Raw genomic sequence first — 18,169 nt, 5'->3', positions numbered from 1 at the left:
CAATCAAATAACGAAGCCATGATTCGAATTCTGCGTATTTGATTGTCAGAAGAACTGTTGGTGCACCCGATGAAGGCGACGTGTCGCGATCGAACAGTACGATGGCGACTTTATGCGCTATTGCTAACATTCGGTCTTTGAGTGAGATGTTACGCTCGTCGTGACTCGTCAGTGAATCAATGAAATTAGCTTCACTAAACGATTCACTTCCACACCAAAATCTGTTTTGCAAGCGCAAGGTGCCTACGCCGGCATCGTTTCCCACGAGTTTCCGAACTGAGGAGATAGTATGTTCGAATCCAACGCCACCGCGGATCCGAAACTGGAAGAGGCGTGCCTTGAGCCGAATTCAAAACCGGTCGCCCTGGATGACTCGAACCCGCAAAGCGAGAACATCTTCGTCGCAAGGTGGGACGATGCAGTGAAGAGAACGATGGACGTTTGCGGAGCGTCGGTTCTACTCATCCTGCTCTTCCCGGTTCTTCTGATAATTGCGCTGGCAGTCATGAGCGATCACGGAAACGCCGTATATGGTCATCCGAGAATTGGCCGAGGAGGACGTACTTTCAAGTGCCTGAAGTTCCGCTCCATGGTCAAGAACTCGGATGAAGTTCTCGCCAAACTGCTCGCAACCGATCCGCAGGCTCGTGCGGAATGGGACCGCGATTTCAAGCTTAAAAACGATATTCGTGTGACGCCAATTGGCCGCATTCTGCGCAAGACGAGCCTCGATGAGTTGCCGCAACTATGGAACGTGCTGCGCGGCGATATGAGCCTGGTGGGACCCCGTCCTATCGTGCAGAAGGAACTGGTGCGATATGGCCGCGATGTTCGTTACTACCTCGCGCTGAAGCCGGGAATGACAGGCTTATGGCAGGTCAGCGGCCGCAACGATGTGGACTATCCGACGCGGGTTTCGCTCGATGTTAAATACGCAATGAACCGCTCGCTGACATTCGATATGTCGATTCTTTTGAGAACCGTCAAAGTGGTGTTCGCCAAAGACGGCGCCTACTGACCCGGCTGAGGTCCTTGCCCTGTCGTCGGTTGCATGTCGTCGCGATCGCCGTGACCGATCGGGGATGTGTTCCGCTATTGCTGCGCAATTCACGAGAAACATGTTATGAGAGTGGTCCACGTAATCGAATCGACTGCTACAGGAACGCTTGCAGTTGTGAGCACGCTTGCGACGCGCCTCGCCAAGGAAGGTCACGAGGTGTATGTGATCTATTCAGAGCGCGAGGAAACACCGAAGAATTTGCGCGCGATGTTTCACTCTGACGTCGTCCTGCAGCATCTGCAGATGAAAGGGCCATCATTGGCTCGGATCATGTCTGTCTTGCGTCAACAACTCATCGAATTGAACCCGGATATCGTCCATCTGCACTCGTCATTCGCAGGTTTCCTGGGACGAATGTCGACCTTGTTTGCGTTGCCGTCAACGGCGCTTCTTTATAGCCCGCACTGCATCTCTTTCGTACGGCGAGACATAGGCAGGTTGAAGCGATACTGTTTCGCCGCGTTGGAGTTGCTTGCGTGTGTGAAGAACTGCACATACGTTGGCTGCTCCGAGAGTGAATGCGCCGCTATTCGCCGCTATCTTCGGCGAGATGCAGTACTGGTCGAGAACGCAATCGATCGGGCTGTCAGTGTCCAGGGCAACAATCGTTTGGAAAGCGCCGGAAAAGTCGGATCGACGAAAGGGCGAAAAATTGTGACTGTCGGCGGCATTCGTGTCCAAAAGAATCCGCGATTGTTCGCGGAGATTGCTCGCTCGTTTGATCGGGACGGCGTCGAGTTCGTATGGATCGGCGACGGCGACGCAGGTCTCAGGAGGACGCTCGAGGACGCCGGCGTGCGTGTGACCGGTTGGCTTACGCGTGCTGACGTAATCGCGGCTGTGGCGCAAGCGGATATCTATTTGTCGACAGCTTCCTGGGAGGGAATGCCGATTTCTCTGATTGAAGCAATGACGCTCGGCACACCCGTTGTGGCGTCAGATTGTCCCGGCAATATAGACACCATTCGTCACAATTCGACCGGCGTTCTTTATCGGACGGCTGCGGAAGCGACTTCGCTGATCCGGAAGATGATAGCCGAGGATAAATTTCGTGAAGGTTTATTGCGGCGCGCGCAGGAAGAAGCGCGCAACAGATTCAGTGAAGATCGTTTCTTCAACAACATCGCGCTGCTTTATTCGGCCCAGTTGAGAAGCATTCGCCAGGGCCGTTCGGTGCTGAGCGAGTGACTACGTGAAGCTGCACGGCGGGGCTTAGCGCGATTTTCCGGCGAAGAGGGACGCGGCGCCGGTTTCAGTTGCTTGCGCAGACTGCGCGATTTGCAGCAAGCCGTCGTCTGGGACCGATTGCGTACAGTGCTCTTGCCGAAGTGAAGAGTAGCGGACAAAAGCCTCTTCACGCGCGTGACCATCAACCCTTCATCGATTCGCGCAGTCGGGACGGGCGACGAACTGGCCCGAACGTGCCGATGGGGCGCGGCAAGAATCGAAGCACCACGCCGTAACCAACGTTCACGGAACGCCCATCGCAACGAGACTGACTTTGAGAAATGGTTTGCGCGTGTCATCGCGCAAACCATTTTAATTTTTAGAGCCGCGCGAGATATCGCTCCACGCCCGAGGCGGCGATTATATCTGTCCACCGCAAATGCAGCAGCGTGGAGGGGTCATTTTTCGGCACCATATCGCCGTGGAAATTGCAGATGCTAGAGAATACGTCTGGGCCCGTTACTTTACATTGAATTCCAAACTTGGCGGCGGCGTTCAGATTCGAAGGCGAGTCATTGCAGATGATTCTTTTGCCGAGCGCAGCATATTCCAGAAGCTTGGTCGGCGTCTGCACGTCGTACGGACGCTTGTACGGGATGGTTGAAATAGCAATCTCGCAGTTGCGAACCACCGCGAGGGCGTCGCGTTGCGCAAGACGTCCCGTGAACAGGATGCCGGGCGATCGAAGATATGCGTCGGAGATTTCCTTTTCAACAGGCCCAATCAGAACGAGGGTATCCGAGTCGCGCTTGGCGGCCAGGAAGTCCCTGATGAAGCCGACAAAGCCGCGTTCCCGCGTTATCTCGCCCAGATAACAATACGTTCCGGACGGAAGCGCCTGGTTGCGGTCAGCATCCGTCGCGAAAATCCAATCTGGTACGCCCATCGGCAGGAAAACGGTGTCTACGCCGTCGCGGAAGCCCATGACTGCACTCATTGAGTCGTTCTGAAATATTCGAAGATCGGGCCGTGATTGAAACGTTTTCTTGATGCTGTCCTTTAGCGCACTGTTACGCCCGACAGACAGCGAGCGGTAATCGTGGATAACGTATTTTGCAGCAGGGATCCTGGGGTAAAAGCCCATGATGCACCAGAGAACGTACTCCTCCGGATTCTTGACTTTTTTGTAATCATCCAGTGTCCCTGACGTTACCTTACAGTCGTTTCTCACAAAATACTTCGTGTAGGCGTCTATCTCTGGATAATTCGCCTTGCCGGGGTGAAGAATGAATATCTGCATGTCATTACCACCGTTCAAATGTCGTCTCTTCGGCTGACTCAGTGCTACCAAGGGCAGTTCGAGTCGCATTCGTTGAAATGTCGCACCTCAATGGATTGGTCAAGCATTGGTTAGCTTGATATCCGTTGGCAGAAATGTCGCGACGTTGGACTGCTCTATCACCCGGTCCCAAATGAGGTCTGCGAAGTCCGTCCGACGATTCGCTGTCGCACCGCGCGCGGCGTCTTCATCGATTCCGTCAAAGATGTTCGCCGTGGTGATCACACTATGGATGCCCATCTCTTCACAGCATCTGATATTCGACGGCGAGTCGTTGCACACGATTTTCTTGCCGAGCGCAGCATACTCGAGCAGCTTGGTCGGCGTTTGATAGCAGTGCGGCCGGTGATAGGGGAAATAGCACACCGCAACATCGGATTCGACCACGTGCTTCAGCGCCTCACGCTGCGGCAACGGCCCGGTGAAAATGATATTTTTTGCATTCGAAAATCTTTCGTAGATGCGCGGGTCCGGTTTTCCCACCAGGAGGAGGGAGACGTCGCGCTTCTGAAAGTTGTTTATAAATGCTTCCAGCACGCGATCGAAGCCCCGCTCGACGCTCATTTCGCCGATATAACAGAAATCAGCTTTCTTTTCGGTCTGACCGCCATCCTGTACCTCGAAGATCCAGTTCGGCACGCCCATGGGCAGGATCACACTGGGTACGCCGTAACCGAAACCCATGATCGCCTGTTGCCGTTTGTTCTGAAAGATCCGCAGATTCGGCTGGCAATTGAAATACCGCTTCGCGACGTCTTTCATCGCCGGCCAGCCGCCAACGGAGAGAGAACGGTAGTCATGGATGACAAAGTCGGATTCAAACCGGTTCGGATAAAAACCCATGATTTCCCACAAAACGAAATTTCGTTTGTTATCGAGGGCGCGGTAATCGCTAATTGTTCCGACCATCACATCCACGCCGCGCGCTTTAAAATAGTTTTGATAGGCAGTAATTTCCGGATAATTGGCGGTACCCGGAGACGTGATGAAGATTTTACGCATGCCGCCTTCCTTTTTAACCGTGGAGATAAGGAACAATAAGGCCGTTACGAGTAATGCACTGGCGGTCCGGTTGCGCCTTTGATTGACAGGTGCTCGAACGTTGACCGCTTGTTCTGCTCGAAGCCGAGATCGCGCGCGATAGTATTTTTATTAGCGAATACCTTATCGTGACGATTCGCCGCCCTGGGTTGGATGCAGCGCGGTGCACGACGGTGTCGTACGCCGCTGCGCGAGCTGTCGCGTCGGCGCTGTGCTTTCTACGCCTGGTTCAATGCACGTGGCCTGCTAAAGATGCGCTGAGCCAGGCGCCTGACGCGTCCCAGTCGCAGATAGCGCGGCACCAACGTCAGGCCCGTGAGCTGCGCGGCAAACCACGACACGGAAGAGTCATCGTCAATGTCGAACGCCTTGAGTCGGAACGGGTCGCTTCCTTCGTCATTCCAGCCCACGTCGGTCGTGCGTGCGGTCTTGTAGCCGGCGGCCTTCAGCAGCTCGACTTCGCGCGGACCATAAATGCCATAGGGATACGCGAAATGCTCGCAAGGCTTACCTACGATCCGTTCTACCTCCGACTTTGATAGCGCAAGCTCTTCAAAGCATTCGTCATCGTCACAGAAGGTTAGTGTCGGGTGATAGCGTGTGTGAGACTGAAAGTCGACATAGGGGCGCATCTCTTCAATATGGGCGGCGCTGAGGCCACTAATCGTCGCCGCTGGGTCTGGCAAGTCCTGACGAAAGCCTCGCGCGTCGAGTTCAGCCAGGCGCTCGTGGTTTTTCATGCGAATCAGCCGCTTCACACCTGCATCCCTTGCGACAGGATGCAGGAACCAGTGAGTACGATCGTGCGCCACGACACTGCTGCAGATGTAAATGGTCGGGTACACGCCGTACTTGATGAATACGGGCAGCAGATTTGCATTGCCGATATGGCCGTCGTCAAACGTGACGGCCACGCGCGGGCGACCACTACCTCGCGAATTTGCCTGCGACAACGGCACGAACTCGACCTTGTCTTTCAGGTACTCAAAATGAGCCTCGAGCGTGGCGGGCGACGGATCGTGATAGAGCAGAATCGCGGTGCGATCGCGCCAGAGAAAGGCTCGAATCGCCGCGGGGGTTCCACTGAAAAGCAGCGCGCGTGTGAACATCTCACGCATCAATTGTTTCATATGCATCCCAAGCTAACGGCGTTGAATGGGATTGTGCCGTCACGGCCACAAAAGCGATGTGCGTTAGCGTACGGAGGTGATGATCGTCTTCAGATAGTCTGCGATACCTGTTAGTGTGAAATCTACGCTAATTTTCCACCGAGGAATCTACTGCGGGGAAACAGTGGTTCAGCGGAGAATTAGGCAGTCTTATCTTTGTACGGTAAGACGATTATTCTGAAGTTGGTGGCGCGCAAAGCAGAGGAATTGTTGACAGATTGCGTTGCACACCGAACTGACGCGCGCAGCGCCCGCACCCAAAATGTTGCCGTCCCGTGACAAAAAGCGAGATCTGGCAACGCCGCATCGCCTGCACATTAAATCTAGCTTCCACCCTTTTCGTACACCCGCCCTGGGGTTTCGATGAATCAGAACTCTCTGCTTACGAATGCTGCCGTGCTCCGGAATAACGATGTAAGTCTTTCGCGTTATTTCGACGTTCTAATGGCCAACCGCTGGCTGGTCGGTGGAATCGCCGGCGGCGTGCTCGCCGTGGGCGTGGCCTACGCGTTTATCGCGCCGTCGGTGTACCAGGCCGATATTCTCGTGCAGGTTGAAGACAGCATTCCGACCAACAATTCAAAAAGCCCGCTGGGCGACGTCTCCAGCATGTTCGACGTCAAAACAGAGGCGACGGCTGAAATGGAAATCCTGCAGTCGAGAATGGTGGTCGGAAAAGCGGTTGACGATCTGCACCTCGACGTCAGCGCAAAGCCCAGGCGCTTTCCATTGATCGGAGACTGGTTGGGCCGGCAAGCCCGGAGTCTTTCCGAGCCGGGGATCTTTGGATTTGGCGGATATGCATGGGGCGATGAAGCGATCAAGGTGTCCAGCTTCGACGTCCCGGAAGCATTCGAAGGCGAGAAGTTCGTTCTGACGGTTCTGGACGGCGGACGCTACCGGCTGGAGCAGTCGGATCTCAGCGAGCCGATCGAGGGTCGCGTGGGCGAAAAGCTCGACACGAAACTGCCCGATGGCGCGATCACGCTGCAGGTCGATTCGCTGAACGCAAAGCCGGGCACGCAATTCATTCTGGAGAGACAGTCGCGCGACAAGACGGTGGAAAGCCTGCAAAACCGGCTGACGGTCTCGCAGAAGGGTAAAGACAGCGGCATCATCGGCGCGTCGCTGACGGGCTCTGAGCGGCTGCTGACGGCCAGCACGCTCGCCGAAATCGGCAATGCGTATGTTGACCAGAATCTGAAGCGCAAGGCGGCGGAAGCCGAGAAGTCGCTTGCGTTCCTGAGCGCGCAGCTGCCGCAACTCAAGAGCGACCTGGAGCGCGCCGAGGGACGCTATAACGACATGCGCAACCGCATGGGCGTGTTCAATCTGAGCGAGCAGGGCAAGGCCTATCTGGATCAAAGCGTAGCCACGCAGCGCAGCCTGCTCGAACTGAAGCAGAAGCGCGCGGAGATGGGCGCGATCTACGCGCCGGGTCACCCCGCGATCCAGGCGATCGATCAGCAGATCGGCATGCTGAGCAGCAGGATCGGAAGCTTGTCGCAGCAGGAACAGGCGTTGCCGGACCTGGAGCAGAATGCGGTGCGCCTGACCCGTGACATGAACGTGAACAACGAGCTTTACGTCGGCATGCTGAACAACATGCAACAGCTCAGACTGGTTCGCGCCGGCAAGGTTGGAACGGTGCGGTTGATCGATAACCCGGTGGTGCCGAAAGAGCCGATCAAGCCGAACAAGCTTCTGGTGATTGTCTATGCTGCGTTGGGCGGCCTGATTCTGGGCGTGGGTGCGGCGTTCGGGCGTACGGCGCTGTATCGGGGCGTGACCGACGCGCAGGAGATCGAGGAGCAAACGGGCCTGAACGTCTATGCGAGCGTGCCGCTGTCGCAGGCGAAAGTCGCGCGAATCGGCAAGACGCCGAAGCTGCCCGCTGGCGAGAAGTTCCTGCTGGCGAGCGAGTTTCCGCGCGACCCGTCGATTGAAAGCCTGCGCCGACTCAGAACCGCGCTTCATTTTGCCATGCTGGAATCGGAATCGGGCGACAATCGCGTGCTGCTGACGGGGCCGACGGAACAGGTGGGCAAGTCGTTCCTTTCGGCGAATCTGGCGGCGGTCGTATCGGCGGCCGGCAAGCGGGTGTTGCTGATCGACGCGGACCTGCGCAAAGGTCATCTCGAGCAATACTTTGGTCTCGACTCGACCCCCGGCCTGGCTGACTATCTGACGTCGGAGGTGACGTCCGACCCGGTGATCATGCGTGACGTGCGTCCGGGCCTCGACTTCGTTGCGCGCGGAGCGATACCGGAGAACCCGGCCGAGCTTCTGGTGAGCGAACGCATGCAGCAATTCCTCGCGAAGACGAGCGAATACGATATCGTGCTGATCGACACGCCGCCGGTGCTCGCCGTCTCCGACGCGACCGCGCTTGCGGATAGCTGCGGCACCGTGTTGCTGGTGACCCGCTTCGAGACCACTTCCATTGCGCAGGTGGTGGAGGCCACCAAGCAGCTCAAGCAGGCGAATGCCCGGGTGAAGGGCGTGATCTTCAACGGGATCGATACGGATGTCTATCGCTATAGTCTGGGCGCGCGCGCAGGCCTCTATCGCAGTGCTTCCTATCTCGACGCATTGCCCGCCAGCGGAAAAACGCAGAAAGGCTAGCCTTCAGACGACAACCATCGTCGTGTAGAGCGATGAAAAATTCACCCGGACTTCGACGTAGATAAATTGTGAATATCAAACATTCGATCGTCAGTATCGCTGGAGTCGTACTGAGTCAGGCGCTCAATTTCGTTTCGATTCTATTGATCGGGAAGTTCTGCGGGCCGACGGCTCTCGGGTATTTCAGCCAGCTCATGGCCGGTGGTCTTTTTATCGGGTCGGTGATCGGCTTGCGTCTGGAGGTTGCGTGCATGGCGGCGGACAAGGCCCAGGCCGTGCGCGCAATGACGAGTTCCAGTGCGGTCGCCATAGGGATCGGCGTGGCGCTCGTGGTGGCCACGGCAGCGGCCGGGCATGCGGAATACATACCTGTTATCGGTCTGGCACTTGGCGTGTTCCTGCAACAGGCGTTGTGCGGAGCACTCACCACCGAAAGAAAGTACGCGCAAATCGCGACGATCCGGTTCTTCCCTAATGCCGCGTTCGCCGTCTACTTCGTCTGCATGATGATGTTTTCGAAAGGGGAGTGCACAGGCACCACCGTATTCAACGTCTATAGCTGGATTTTTCTGGCCTCGACCGTTGTGCCCGCCGCGATCTGCCTTTACTCGGCGCGCCGGATGATCCCGTTGGCCTTCATCAGGTTCTCCGCGCTTCAGATCCAGTATGCAAAATTTGGTGTGCCGACCACTACGCTGAATTCATTCGTGATCTATGCGTCCGCCATTTTGATGCCGATGATCTTCGATCATCGTGAAGCCGGCATCTTTGCGCTGGCGTATCGTGTGGGGTACTTCCCTGCGTCCCTCTTGTCGCAAAGTTTGGGCGCTGTCTTCCGCCGCGATCTGATCGATTATTTCGACGGCCACAGAAAAGACAGAGTGAATCCCTCAAAACAGTTTTTTACTATGCTGACGTTTATCAGCATTTCTCTGGTGGCAGCGTGCTATGCAGGCCTTAGCCTCATTATCCACATGAAGATGGGCGACGAATGGGAACCGTCGATGTCTGTGTACCTGATCTTTGTTCCCTATTTCATCACGATGGCGATCTATGGCTCGATGGCTCAGGTATTCATTGTCGCGAACCGGCTGAAGATCGACTTGATGATTCAAGCAGTCAATGCCGTATCGATCTTCCTGATCTTTGCGACGGCTCAATTCCTCGGCGTCGGGTTCATCCACTCGCTTCTTCTGCTCAGCGTCTGTGGCACGATCGTGGCAAGTGCGGGTACTTACCAGGCGCTCAAGATCGGCAAGGAGCCGGACGCTTATTTGAATCGCCAACCTAGTTTTGAAGCGCCGTGATCTCTGCGCTCAAAAATCGGCGACGCTGCAAGTTTAGCTCCTCCACCGCGAGGCGAGTCGCTCACTTGTTCAGGGAAAGAGAATGCGCATTGTAAAACTCCCCGGCATCATCGGCAGGAATGCGAGTCCAGGCGTGTCGGCCGTGGTCTGGTTCATTCTGTTCATCGCACTTTATGCGATCTCCGCGTTTCACCAGAGCACGCTGCCGGCGCGTTTTCTGTTGGATGAACTAGTGATCTTCGACCGGATGAAGACCGTCACGGCTTTCAGGGCGTTTGGCGACTCATTTGACAATCTCGCGTGGCTGTTCAACTTCTTCGGTCTCCGGAGTTTCTCCATTTCTTTGATAGGATTTCTCGCATCGACTATCGGCATGTTTGTCGCCGTCTGGCGTTCCGGTGTCACTTCGCTAAAGCCGGCCGAGTTCTTTCTGGTTGCCTTCTGGCTCGCCAATCAGACCGTCTACATCGGCGTTCCATCGAAAGAAATCATCATTTCGGTTCTGGCTCTTTTGATGCTGTTTTACAGCTCGTCGCGTGCGATATTGGTTTTGTTTGTCGTCCTGGCAGCGCTGGTAGCCGTGTACTTCAGATCGTACTGGGGCATTACACTGGCCGCAACCGTGTTTCTTTATATCGCGCCAAACGGCTTCAGAAGGCCGGTTTCATTGATCTTTTTCGCGCTGGCCATGTTTGTGATGGTCGCCTTCGTGTTCCAGAAGGCCTATGGCGAATCACTGGATTTCGCAAGGCAGAACGCCAATGAGTGGCGGGACCCGGAGGAGGTGGGGTCGATGATCGTACAGTTCATTCCAGGCAGTGGTATGTTCATTGGCGTGGCGAACGTCGCCATCACGCTGGCGACCTTCGTTTTGCCGGTGCGGTTGATTACGTCGGGTTCTCCGCTGCAAATGCTGGGCGGCATTGGCGTGTTTTTCACTTTTGCGATGGCGTTTGTGCGTTATCGCTCCGCGGCGGCGCTATTTCCGATGGGCCGATTCGAGACGCTTTGTTTTTGTTTTCTGGTCAGTTTCCTGTCAACGCAAGCTATTTTCGAGCCGGACTACGGGTCATTTCTGCGGCATCTTTCGCCGGTGTCGCCAATGATCATGTTTCTCGTCCTGCGGCTCTCGTACGATGAACACATAACGGTATCGGCGCAGAGTGCATCGCGAGTGAACGACGGCGCCCATCACCAGTCCACATTGTCGAAGCATCGCAGCGCCTCCTGAATCGCAATGACGGTCCGCTGACTCAGTAGGCCGTCGATGAAGCACATGATCGTAAACATCGGGGCGAACTATCTGACGCGCATCGGTGGGGGCATGACGTGACGCTGCGCGCGGCGATTGGCAACATCACGAATCGTCGCTACTGGATGTTCCAGTACTCGGACTACATCGCGCCGGGCGATCCGCGCATGGTCAGCGTGAACGCGAAGATCGATTTCTGATCTGAGTTGCGCGGTGTCGCGGGCCGCGGCGGGCTCACTGTGCGCCGCCGGCGCGCATGGCCCGGTATTCCCGCTGCACGATGTCCATCAGCTCCGCCACCGAAGTCAGCGCGCTCTGTTGCTCGTAGGTCACGCGCCCTCGCTGCATCAACATGATGCGATCCGCGATATCGAGCGTCTGCGCATAGTTGTGCATGATCATGATGATCGAGAGGCCGCCTTTTTCCTTCAAGCGCATCAGTAGGTCGATGATGAGTCCCGCCTCGCGCGCGCCCATCGCGGCGAGCGGTTCGTCGAGCAACAGGATTTTCGCGTTCGAATGCACGGCGCGCGCCACGGCGATCGCCTGGCGCTGGCCGCCCGAAAGACGCTCCACGGGCAAATCCACCGAAGGCACGTGCACGCCGATATCGTCGAGGCATTGCGCCGCGCGCTCGCGCATCCGTTTGTGGTCGAGCAGCCTGAACGGCCCGCGCCGCACGATTTCGCGGTTCAGGAACATGTTGTGGTAAATACTCAGCGAATTCGCGAGCGCGAGATCCTGATACACGCATTCGATGCCGAGCGAACGCGCGTGATCGACCGAGCGCAACAGCGTCTCCTCGCCGTCGATGTGGAGCGTGCCGCTCGTTTGCTGATGAAAGCCCGTGAGGATCTTCACGAGCGTGGACTTGCCCGCGCCGTTGTCGCCGAGTATGCCGAGGATCTCGCCCTTGCCGAGCGTGAGCGAGACGCCATCGAGCGCCGTCACCGCGCCGAAGCGTTTGACGAGGCTGTCGCCGCGCAGCGCGAGCGGGGCGTTCGGCGCGCTGCGCGCAGCGGCCGTGGCATTGGCGCCCGCGGAGGAGGTTTGCGATTGGTCCATCATCGTCCACCCTTGCGGCGAATGCGCCCGACGTGGATGTTGAAGATCATCGCCGCCAGAATCGCGGCGCCAAGAATGATGTTGAACGTAAACGCGTTGATACCGATCAGTGTAAAGCCGTCGTTCAGAATACCGAGCACCGCTGCGCCGATGAGCCCGCCCACGATGGTGCCCGAGCCGCCCGTGAGCGGCGTGCCGCCGATCACGGCGGCGGCCACGGCAAGGAACATGATCTGGTTGCCGCCGGCCTGCGGGTCGATCGAGGTAATGCGAAAGGCTTCGAGCATGCCGGTGAAGCCCGCCAGCACCGCGGCGAGGACGAAGTTGCCGAGGCGCAGTCGCTTCACATGTATGCCGGCCTCGCTCGCGCCGAGCGGATTCGCGCCCGCGGCCTGCGTATGCAGGCCCCAGCGTGTATGTCGCAACAGCACGTGCATCGCGGCCGCGATCACCAGGGTCCAGATGATCTCGCTGTAGCCCCACGCGCCCATGAACGCGGCGAAGGTGGGCGATCCCGGCGTGGCGGCGGGCGTGCCGCGCGAGATCGTGAGCGTGATACCGTTGATCAGAAAGAGCGTGCCGAGCGTCGTAACGAACGAGGGCAGCCGCAGCCAAACCGACACCGCCCCGTTCACGAAGCCGACGATTCCCGCGGCCACGAGCCCCGCGATCACGGCCAGCCACATCGGCGCGCCCGCGTCATTCGCGAACACCATCATGAATGGCGCGAACGCGAACACCATGCCCGCCGACAGATCGATGTCGCCGCCGATCATCAACATGATTTCGCCGAACGCGATGATCGCCACCGGCGCGATGAACTGCGACAGGTTGACGAGGCTCGCGTTGGTGAGCAGGAAATCGTGGTTTGCGAATTCGAAGTAGGCGGCCAGCAACACGGCCACGAGCAGGATGCGCAGCTCGGCCGCCCATTGAGACGCGAAGGAAACGCCCGCGCGCCGGGACGCGCGGACCGCTTTGCTGGTTTCGTTCACTGTATTCATCAGGACTTGATTGCGCCGGATCTCGGAACGATTTGCTCCTTGTCGGTCTTGCCTTCATAGCGCGTCGAGGTATTCAGGTACGGCTCGACGTTATCCTTCGTCACGAATTTCAGGCCGGTGTTGATGTCGGCCGGGCCGACGAGGCCGCCGGAGCTGAGGAACACGAACGCCTCAATCACCGTATAGAAACCCTGGACGTAGGGCTGCTGATCGATGGTGAAGTCGAGGAAACCTTCGTGGATCAGCTGGATCGTGCTCGGCAGCAGGTCGAAGCCGCCGCCGTGCACGCCTTTGGACGGCAGGTTCGACTCTTTCATCACCTGCGCGACGCCCTGCGTGCTGCCCGCATCCACCGCGAACATGCCTTTCAGGTCCTGGTGGCCCAGGTAGAACGCCTTGATCTTCGACAGTTCCTCGTTGACGGTCGCGCCCGTGGCCACGGTCTGGATGTCGATCTTCTTGCCGGACTTCTTGATGGCGTCGCTCGCACCGTCCAGACGCGGCTGGATGTTGAGCTGCCCCGGCGTGGCGATGAACAGCCCGACCATGCCGCTGTCGATCAGACTGACGATGCGCTCGCCCATCTGGTAGCCCGACAGATACAGGTCCTGGCCGATATACGCGAGGCGCGGATTCTTCTTGCCGCGCGGCGCGTCGGCGTTGTACGCGAACACCGGAATTCCGGCGTCGAGCGCGGCCAGGATGGGCTTGTCGAAAGCGCTCGGATCGACGATCGGCACCGCGATGGCGTCGGCCTTCGCGGCAATCGCCGAGTTCACGGCGCGGACCATTTCGCCCGCGTCCGAAGTGGCCGAGCCGGTCCACTGATAATCCATGTCGAGTAGCGAGCAGGCATCCTGAATGCCGTACTGCGTGGGCACGAAGAACGGGTTGGTGGTGACGTGATTGACGAACACGATCCTCCACTTCTTGTGCGACGGAAAAGCCGTCTGCGCTGCCTGCGCGGTGCCGATCAGACCGCCCGCGCCGCCTAGCGCGCCCATCAGCGAAAGCGCTGCGCCGAGTCCCGCGCCCTGCATCAGCCCCCGCCGCGCCGTGCTGAAACCGTTGCCGCTGTTTTTCTGATCGTCATCCCGTTGCTGTGCCATCTGATCCTCCGGTTCTTGTCTTCATTGGTCGATGTGGTCGACGTTGCGTCGATTGCGTGCAGATGCTGGACGGCACCGGGAGTTCGCGGGGCAGCGCGAGAGTTTGGCGTGGGACGTGCAACCCCGATTCGGAAGCGCTCGATACGAGCCGTGCGGTACCGGAAAAATGTTAGTGCAGTGCGGTAGCGACTCCTAATCCATGTATACCCGTAACCGTTCCGAAGATTGGGACGCCGGGTCAGGATGCGTGTTTACCACGAGCGGCCGATCGCGCGGATGGGTGCGCGGCGCTCAAAGCTCGCCGCCCGCCAACACCGTCGCCACGTGCTCGCGCAACGTCGGCAGCACCGCGCCCTCGAACCAGGCATTGCGCTTGAACCACGCGATATTGCGCGGCGACGGATCGAGCGACGTGTCGAGTTTCGACGGACGTTTGGTGGTAACAGCCATAAAGCGGTGCGAGGTGACTGGTGCGCAGTCGTGTCGTGAGTCGGCTCAGTTCTGCGCCTGAGCCGGATAGATCAGCGTGCCGTCGGCCTGGGGCTCGGCGCCCGGTGTCATCGTGGCGGCGTTCGTGTGATGTGCGTCCATGATGTGCAGCACGGTTTCATCGTGCATCAGCAGATAGTCCGTAATGATACGCCGGTGGCAGCGCCACCAGACCGCCTCCGAGCACATGATCGCGCAGCGCTGCCGATGACCGAGCGTCAGAAGTTGCGCCAGCCCGTCGCGGAATGCGTCGCTCATTGCATAGTCGGCATAGTTGCGAAAGGCCGGATGCGTCCAGTACGCATTCGGCGACGGCGCGTCAACCTTGCGCCTGCTGCGGCGTCCGCCGAGCGCGGCGAGATGCATGTAGTCGATATGTTCCGGTGCGAGCGAGGCGGGCAGCGTGTCGCGATTGAACTGCGGGTTGGTCCGCGAGCGCGGGATGCTGCGCACGTCGACGAGCAAGGCGATCTGCTCGCCTTTCAGTAAGTCGACGAATTCCTGCAACGGACGCGTCGAGTGGCCGATCGTGAAAAAAGGGCGTTTCGTTTCCATGTGTGCTTCGCCGGCGCTGATAGCGGCGTCGATCCCTACAGACTTACAACGTGCGGCGCAGTAACGTCAACTGTGTCCCGATTCAGGTACGAGTCGAAGTTGCAACAATGCACCCGCGACGGCGCCCGCGCCGCACGCAGTCGCCCGCGCATTTTCTTTCGACCCGCTTGCACCATGACCGACGGCCTGCCCAATCCCCAACGTGCGTTTGCGTACATTGCGATCGCCATCGCGATGACGATGTCGGTGCTCGACACCTCGATCGTCAACGTCGCGCTGCCCACCATCAGCAACGACCTCGCGGTATCGCCCGCAAGCGCGATCTGGGTCGTCAACGCGTATCAGCTGGCGATCACGGTGTCCTTGCTGCCGCTCGCGGTGCTCGGGGACAGCCTCGGCTACAAACGGGTCTACTGCTACGGACTCGCACTTTTCACGCTGGCGTCGTTCGCCTGCGCGAATGCGCACACGCTGCTGGTGCTTGCGGTCGCTCGCGTGTTTCAGGGCTTCGGCGCGGCCGGCATCATGAGCGTGAATATCGCGCTGGTGCGCTTCGTCTTCCCGAAGGCACGGCTTGGCGTCGGCGTCGGCTATTCGTCGCTGGTGGTGGCCGTTTCGGCGGCGGCGGGGCCGAGTATCGCGTCGGCGATTCTGGCGGTCGCGCACTGGCAGTGGCTGTTCCTCGTCAACGTGCCGCTCGGCGTGCTGGCGCTGTCGATCGGCGCGCGCACGTTGCCCGCGACGCCGACCTCGGGGGCTCGCCTGAGCGGCCTGAGCGTCCTGCTCAACGCGCTCACATTCGGCCTGCTGATCTCCGGTCTCGCGGCATTCAACCAGGCGGGCGCGACGCAGCGCGGCGCCGTGATGGTCGCGATCGCCTTGGTGGCCGGCGTGCTGTTCGTGCGACGCGAAAGCCGGCTCGCGACCCCGATGCTGCCCATCGACCTGCTGCGCATGCCGGTGTTTTCATTGTCGATGGCGACGTCGATCTTCTCGTTCGCGGCGCAGACGATGGCGTACATCATGCTGCCGTTCTACTTCGAGCAGACGCTGAAGCTGTCGGAAACACAGACCGGCATTCTGCTGACGCCGTGGCCGCTCGTGACCGCGTTGATCGCACCGGTCGCGGGCCGGCTGTCCGATCGGTGGGCGCCGGGACGCATCAGCAGCGTCGGGCTCGTCGTGTTCGGGTGCGGACTCGCGATGCTCTGCCAGCTCGGCGAGACGGCGACGCGTTTCGACATCGTGTGGCGGCTCGCGGTCTGCGGCCTCGGCTTCGGTATCTTTCAGTCGCCGAACAACCGCGTGATCATCGGCAGTGCGCCGCGGCATCGCAGCGGCGGCGCGTCCGGCCTGCAATCGATGGGTCGTCTGCTCGGCCAGTCGAGCGGCGCGGTGGCGGTGTCCATCGTGTTCGGACTCGTGCATGGCCGGCACCTCACGTTGATTGCCGGCATTGCCGCGGCGCTCGCGTTGATCGCGGCCGGCGTGAGTTCGGTGCGGCGTATGACGGAGCACAGCGACGCCCCGCCGGAACAGCAGGCTACGCCAACGCGGCCGGTCTCCGAGCGTTGACGCGGCTGCGGCGTCGTTGCGCCGCCCATACGCCTACGCGAGATTCGAAGGCGCCGCCTTCAGCACGTCGACGTGCTTCGGAATCAGGCCGAGATCGAGGAACGTCTCGGCGATCTGTTGCTGCTCGCCGAGAATCGCGCGGGTAATCGGCTGCGTGCCGAACTGTTGACGCTGCACCGCCACGTCCACGACCTGCTTCGGCAGACCCCATAGCTGCGCGAGTTCGCTGGCGAGCTGATCCTTGTTCTGCTTGCCCCACTGATCGACCTTGTCGAGTTCTTCGATCAGGATCCGGACCACGTCGGGATTGTTCGCCGCATAACTCTGCGACGAGAAGTAGAACGCCCGATTGCCGACTACGCCGCTTGCATCGGCAATCACGCGAGCGCCGAGCGATTGCTCCGCCGCGGCGAAGAAAGGATCCCAGATGACCCACGCGTCGATCGACGCCCGCTCGAACGCGGCGCGTGCATCGGCGGGCGCGAGGAACACGAGCTTTACGTCGCCGTATTGCAGGCCATGCTGGCGCAGTAGCTTGACGAGAAAGTAGTGGACGTTGCTGCCTTTGTTGAGCGCGATCCGTTTGCCCTTCAGGTCCGCGACCGAGCGGATCGTCGATTGCGGCGGCACCAGCACCGCTTCCGACCGCGGCCGCTTGACGGTCGCCGCCACATAGGCCAACGGTGCGCCGGCGGCCTGTGCGAAGATCGGCGGTGCTTCGCCGACGTCGCCGAAATCGATCGAGCCGACGTTCAGTGCTTCCAGTTGCACGGGGCCCGCCGCGAACTCGGTCCATGTAACCGATACGTTCAGCGGCGCGAGCCGTTTTTCGAGGGTGCCGCGGCCCTTCAGCAGATTCAGGTAACCCTTCTGATTGCCGACGCGCAGCGTGCGCGCGTTGCCTTGCGCGAACGAAAGCGGTGCTGCCGCGGCCGCTGCGGCGCCGAGCGAAAGTTTCAGGAAGGTGCGACGGTCGTGGAGCGTTCTGTTAATGGACATGACGGACGATACGATCAGGAGGGCGATGAAGAAGGCAGGATGCGCGGCGGCCGAAGCGCCGCGGCGTGAGTCGCGCGTTGTTCGTGCGTCAGGTTAGTGCTGGGGCGCGCCATCCCATGCCGGCAGCGTGGCGCCGTGATAAACGGTCAGGATCGCTTTTGTCGTAGCCATGTTTTGAAAAGAGATCGAAGTGTAGGTCCGGAGATCGTAGAGAGGCGCTCGTTAGTGCACAAATAATATCGAGCGCTATCGTTATCGCGCTTGAGCGTAAGCGGCGGTACGACGTGCATGGCGCTGCTGGGAATAAGCCAAGCGCGATCGCCGCGCTGGCATGAAGCGAGCCGCAGCGGGGTTGGCGGATGCCGGATCGTGCGAATGTCCGCTGGCGCGGTTTTCGTTTCAGGTTGCGTGCC

General features: G+C 59.2%; 14 protein-coding genes and 2 pseudogenes. 7 read left to right on the top strand and 9 right to left on the bottom strand.

Annotation, left to right across the window (positions count from 1 at the left end):
* Nucleotides 1-421: 421 nt before the first annotated feature.
* Both OKW27_RS02995 and OKW27_RS02990 read left to right on the top strand, forming a co-directional pair.
* Nucleotides 422-1,018: pseudogene (locus OKW27_RS02995) on the top strand (sugar transferase); the annotation flags it as partial.
* A gap of 105 nt (nucleotides 1,019-1,123) precedes the next feature.
* On the top strand, nucleotides 1,124-2,248 hold the full coding sequence (locus OKW27_RS02990) for a glycosyltransferase (protein ID WP_429332490.1): 1,125 nt from the start codon (nucleotides 1,124-1,126) through the stop codon (nucleotides 2,246-2,248).
* A gap of 358 nt (nucleotides 2,249-2,606) precedes the next feature.
* On the opposite strand, the gene OKW27_RS02985 is transcribed toward OKW27_RS02990, so the two are convergent.
* The 3 genes from OKW27_RS02985 to OKW27_RS02975 all read right to left on the bottom strand — a co-directional run bounded on the left by OKW27_RS02985 (nucleotide 2,607) and on the right by OKW27_RS02975 (nucleotide 5,737).
* On the bottom strand, nucleotides 2,607-3,527 hold the full coding sequence (locus OKW27_RS02985) for a glycosyltransferase (RefSeq protein WP_090811675.1): 921 nt from the start codon (nucleotides 3,525-3,527) through the stop codon (nucleotides 2,607-2,609).
* Nucleotides 3,528-3,626: 99 nt separating this feature from the next.
* Nucleotides 3,627-4,568 carry a glycosyltransferase gene (locus tag OKW27_RS02980; RefSeq protein WP_429332489.1) on the bottom strand — a complete coding sequence of 314 codons (942 nt, stop codon included), beginning with the start codon at nucleotides 4,566-4,568 and terminating at the stop codon, nucleotides 3,627-3,629.
* A 257-nt stretch (nucleotides 4,569-4,825) separates the two neighbouring features.
* Entirely contained in the window at nucleotides 4,826-5,737 is a 912-nt protein-coding gene (locus tag OKW27_RS02975) for a polysaccharide deacetylase family protein (protein ID WP_429332488.1), read from the bottom strand.
* Nucleotides 5,738-6,139: 402 nt separating this feature from the next.
* Here OKW27_RS02975 and OKW27_RS02970 point away from each other — a divergent pair, with 402 nt between their 5' ends.
* From OKW27_RS02970 to OKW27_RS02955, 4 genes are all read left to right on the top strand, one after another.
* Nucleotides 6,140-8,401 (top strand): polysaccharide biosynthesis tyrosine autokinase, encoded by a 2,262-nt coding sequence (locus OKW27_RS02970; protein WP_429332487.1) that lies wholly within the window; start codon nucleotides 6,140-6,142, stop codon nucleotides 8,399-8,401.
* A gap of 68 nt (nucleotides 8,402-8,469) precedes the next feature.
* Entirely contained in the window at nucleotides 8,470-9,708 is a 1,239-nt protein-coding gene (locus tag OKW27_RS02965; protein WP_429332486.1) for a lipopolysaccharide biosynthesis protein, read from the top strand.
* 82 nt (nucleotides 9,709-9,790) lie between these two features.
* Nucleotides 9,791-10,939 (top strand): hypothetical protein, encoded by a 1,149-nt coding sequence (locus OKW27_RS02960; protein WP_429332485.1) that lies wholly within the window; start codon nucleotides 9,791-9,793, stop codon nucleotides 10,937-10,939.
* A gap of 98 nt (nucleotides 10,940-11,037) precedes the next feature.
* Nucleotides 11,038-11,160 carry a hypothetical protein gene (locus OKW27_RS02955; RefSeq protein ID WP_429332484.1) on the top strand — a complete coding sequence of 41 codons (123 nt, stop codon included), beginning with the start codon at nucleotides 11,038-11,040 and terminating at the stop codon, nucleotides 11,158-11,160.
* 34 nt (nucleotides 11,161-11,194) lie between these two features.
* On the opposite strand, the gene OKW27_RS02950 is transcribed toward OKW27_RS02955, so the two are convergent.
* The 5 genes and pseudogenes from OKW27_RS02950 to OKW27_RS02930 all read right to left on the bottom strand — a co-directional run bounded on the left by OKW27_RS02950 (nucleotide 11,195) and on the right by OKW27_RS02930 (nucleotide 15,182).
* Complete coding sequence (locus OKW27_RS02950; RefSeq protein WP_018422193.1) at nucleotides 11,195-12,025, bottom strand: ATP-binding cassette domain-containing protein; 831 nt, start codon at nucleotides 12,023-12,025, stop codon at nucleotides 11,195-11,197.
* On the bottom strand, nucleotides 12,025-13,029 hold the full coding sequence (locus OKW27_RS02945) for an ABC transporter permease (protein WP_090811666.1): 1,005 nt from the start codon (nucleotides 13,027-13,029) through the stop codon (nucleotides 12,025-12,027). Before OKW27_RS02945 ends, OKW27_RS02950 begins: the two co-directional genes overlap by 1 nt.
* Nucleotides 13,029-14,138, bottom strand: a complete 1,110-nt coding sequence (locus OKW27_RS02940) for a sugar ABC transporter substrate-binding protein (RefSeq protein ID WP_429332483.1) — start codon at nucleotides 14,136-14,138, stop codon at nucleotides 13,029-13,031. The genes OKW27_RS02945 and OKW27_RS02940 overlap by 1 nt, the downstream gene beginning before the upstream one ends.
* 291 nt (nucleotides 14,139-14,429) lie before the next feature.
* Nucleotides 14,430-14,540: pseudogene (locus OKW27_RS02935) on the bottom strand (uracil-DNA glycosylase family protein); the annotation flags it as partial.
* Between the two features lie 93 nt (nucleotides 14,541-14,633).
* The gene (locus OKW27_RS02930; RefSeq protein WP_429332482.1) at nucleotides 14,634-15,182 is read right to left on the bottom strand and encodes a DUF488 family protein; all 549 of its coding nucleotides are present in this window, start codon (nucleotides 15,180-15,182) and stop codon (nucleotides 14,634-14,636) included.
* Nucleotides 15,183-15,356: 174 nt separating this feature from the next.
* On the opposite strand from OKW27_RS02930, the gene OKW27_RS02925 reads away from it, so the two are divergent.
* On the top strand, nucleotides 15,357-16,757 hold the full coding sequence (locus OKW27_RS02925) for an MFS transporter (protein WP_090811661.1): 1,401 nt from the start codon (nucleotides 15,357-15,359) through the stop codon (nucleotides 16,755-16,757).
* A 33-nt stretch (nucleotides 16,758-16,790) separates the two neighbouring features.
* On the opposite strand, the gene OKW27_RS02920 is transcribed toward OKW27_RS02925, so the two are convergent.
* A complete protein-coding gene (locus OKW27_RS02920) occupies nucleotides 16,791-17,756 on the bottom strand; it encodes a sulfonate ABC transporter substrate-binding protein (protein WP_429332481.1) in 966 nt (321 codons plus the stop codon).
* Between the last annotated feature and the right edge of the window lie 413 nt (nucleotides 17,757-18,169).

Origin of the sequence: Paraburkholderia sp. 35.1, assembly GCF_050436525.1 — a bacterium.
Lineage (GTDB): Bacteria > Pseudomonadota > Gammaproteobacteria > Burkholderiales > Burkholderiaceae > Paraburkholderia > Paraburkholderia tuberum.
Note: the sequence above shows the minus strand (reverse complement) of the source record. Positions and strands in the feature narration are given on the sequence as shown.

What these genes read in the sequence shown, in the direction of transcription:
- OKW27_RS02990 (WP_429332490.1), top strand. Translation starts at nt 1,124, where the DNA reads ATGAGAGTGGTCCACGTAATCGAATCGACTGCTACAGGAACGCTTGCA.
- OKW27_RS02985 (WP_090811675.1), bottom strand. Translation starts at nt 3,527, where the DNA reads ATGCAGATATTCATTCTTCACCCCGGCAAGGCGAATTATCCAGAGATA.
- OKW27_RS02980 (WP_429332489.1), bottom strand. Translation starts at nt 4,568, where the DNA reads ATGCGTAAAATCTTCATCACGTCTCCGGGTACCGCCAATTATCCGGAA.
- OKW27_RS02975 (WP_429332488.1), bottom strand. Translation starts at nt 5,737, where the DNA reads ATGAAACAATTGATGCGTGAGATGTTCACACGCGCGCTGCTTTTCAGT.
- OKW27_RS02970 (WP_429332487.1), top strand. Translation starts at nt 6,140, where the DNA reads ATGAATCAGAACTCTCTGCTTACGAATGCTGCCGTGCTCCGGAATAAC.
- OKW27_RS02960 (WP_429332485.1), top strand. Translation starts at nt 9,791, where the DNA reads ATGCGCATTGTAAAACTCCCCGGCATCATCGGCAGGAATGCGAGTCCA.
- OKW27_RS02950 (WP_018422193.1), bottom strand. Translation starts at nt 12,025, where the DNA reads ATGGACCAATCGCAAACCTCCTCCGCGGGCGCCAATGCCACGGCCGCT.
- OKW27_RS02945 (WP_090811666.1), bottom strand. Translation starts at nt 13,029, where the DNA reads ATGAATACAGTGAACGAAACCAGCAAAGCGGTCCGCGCGTCCCGGCGC.
- OKW27_RS02940 (WP_429332483.1), bottom strand. Translation starts at nt 14,138, where the DNA reads ATGGCACAGCAACGGGATGACGATCAGAAAAACAGCGGCAACGGTTTC.
- OKW27_RS02930 (WP_429332482.1), bottom strand. Translation starts at nt 15,182, where the DNA reads ATGGAAACGAAACGCCCTTTTTTCACGATCGGCCACTCGACGCGTCCG.
- OKW27_RS02925 (WP_090811661.1), top strand. Translation starts at nt 15,357, where the DNA reads ATGACCGACGGCCTGCCCAATCCCCAACGTGCGTTTGCGTACATTGCG.
- OKW27_RS02920 (WP_429332481.1), bottom strand. Translation starts at nt 17,756, where the DNA reads ATGTCCATTAACAGAACGCTCCACGACCGTCGCACCTTCCTGAAACTT.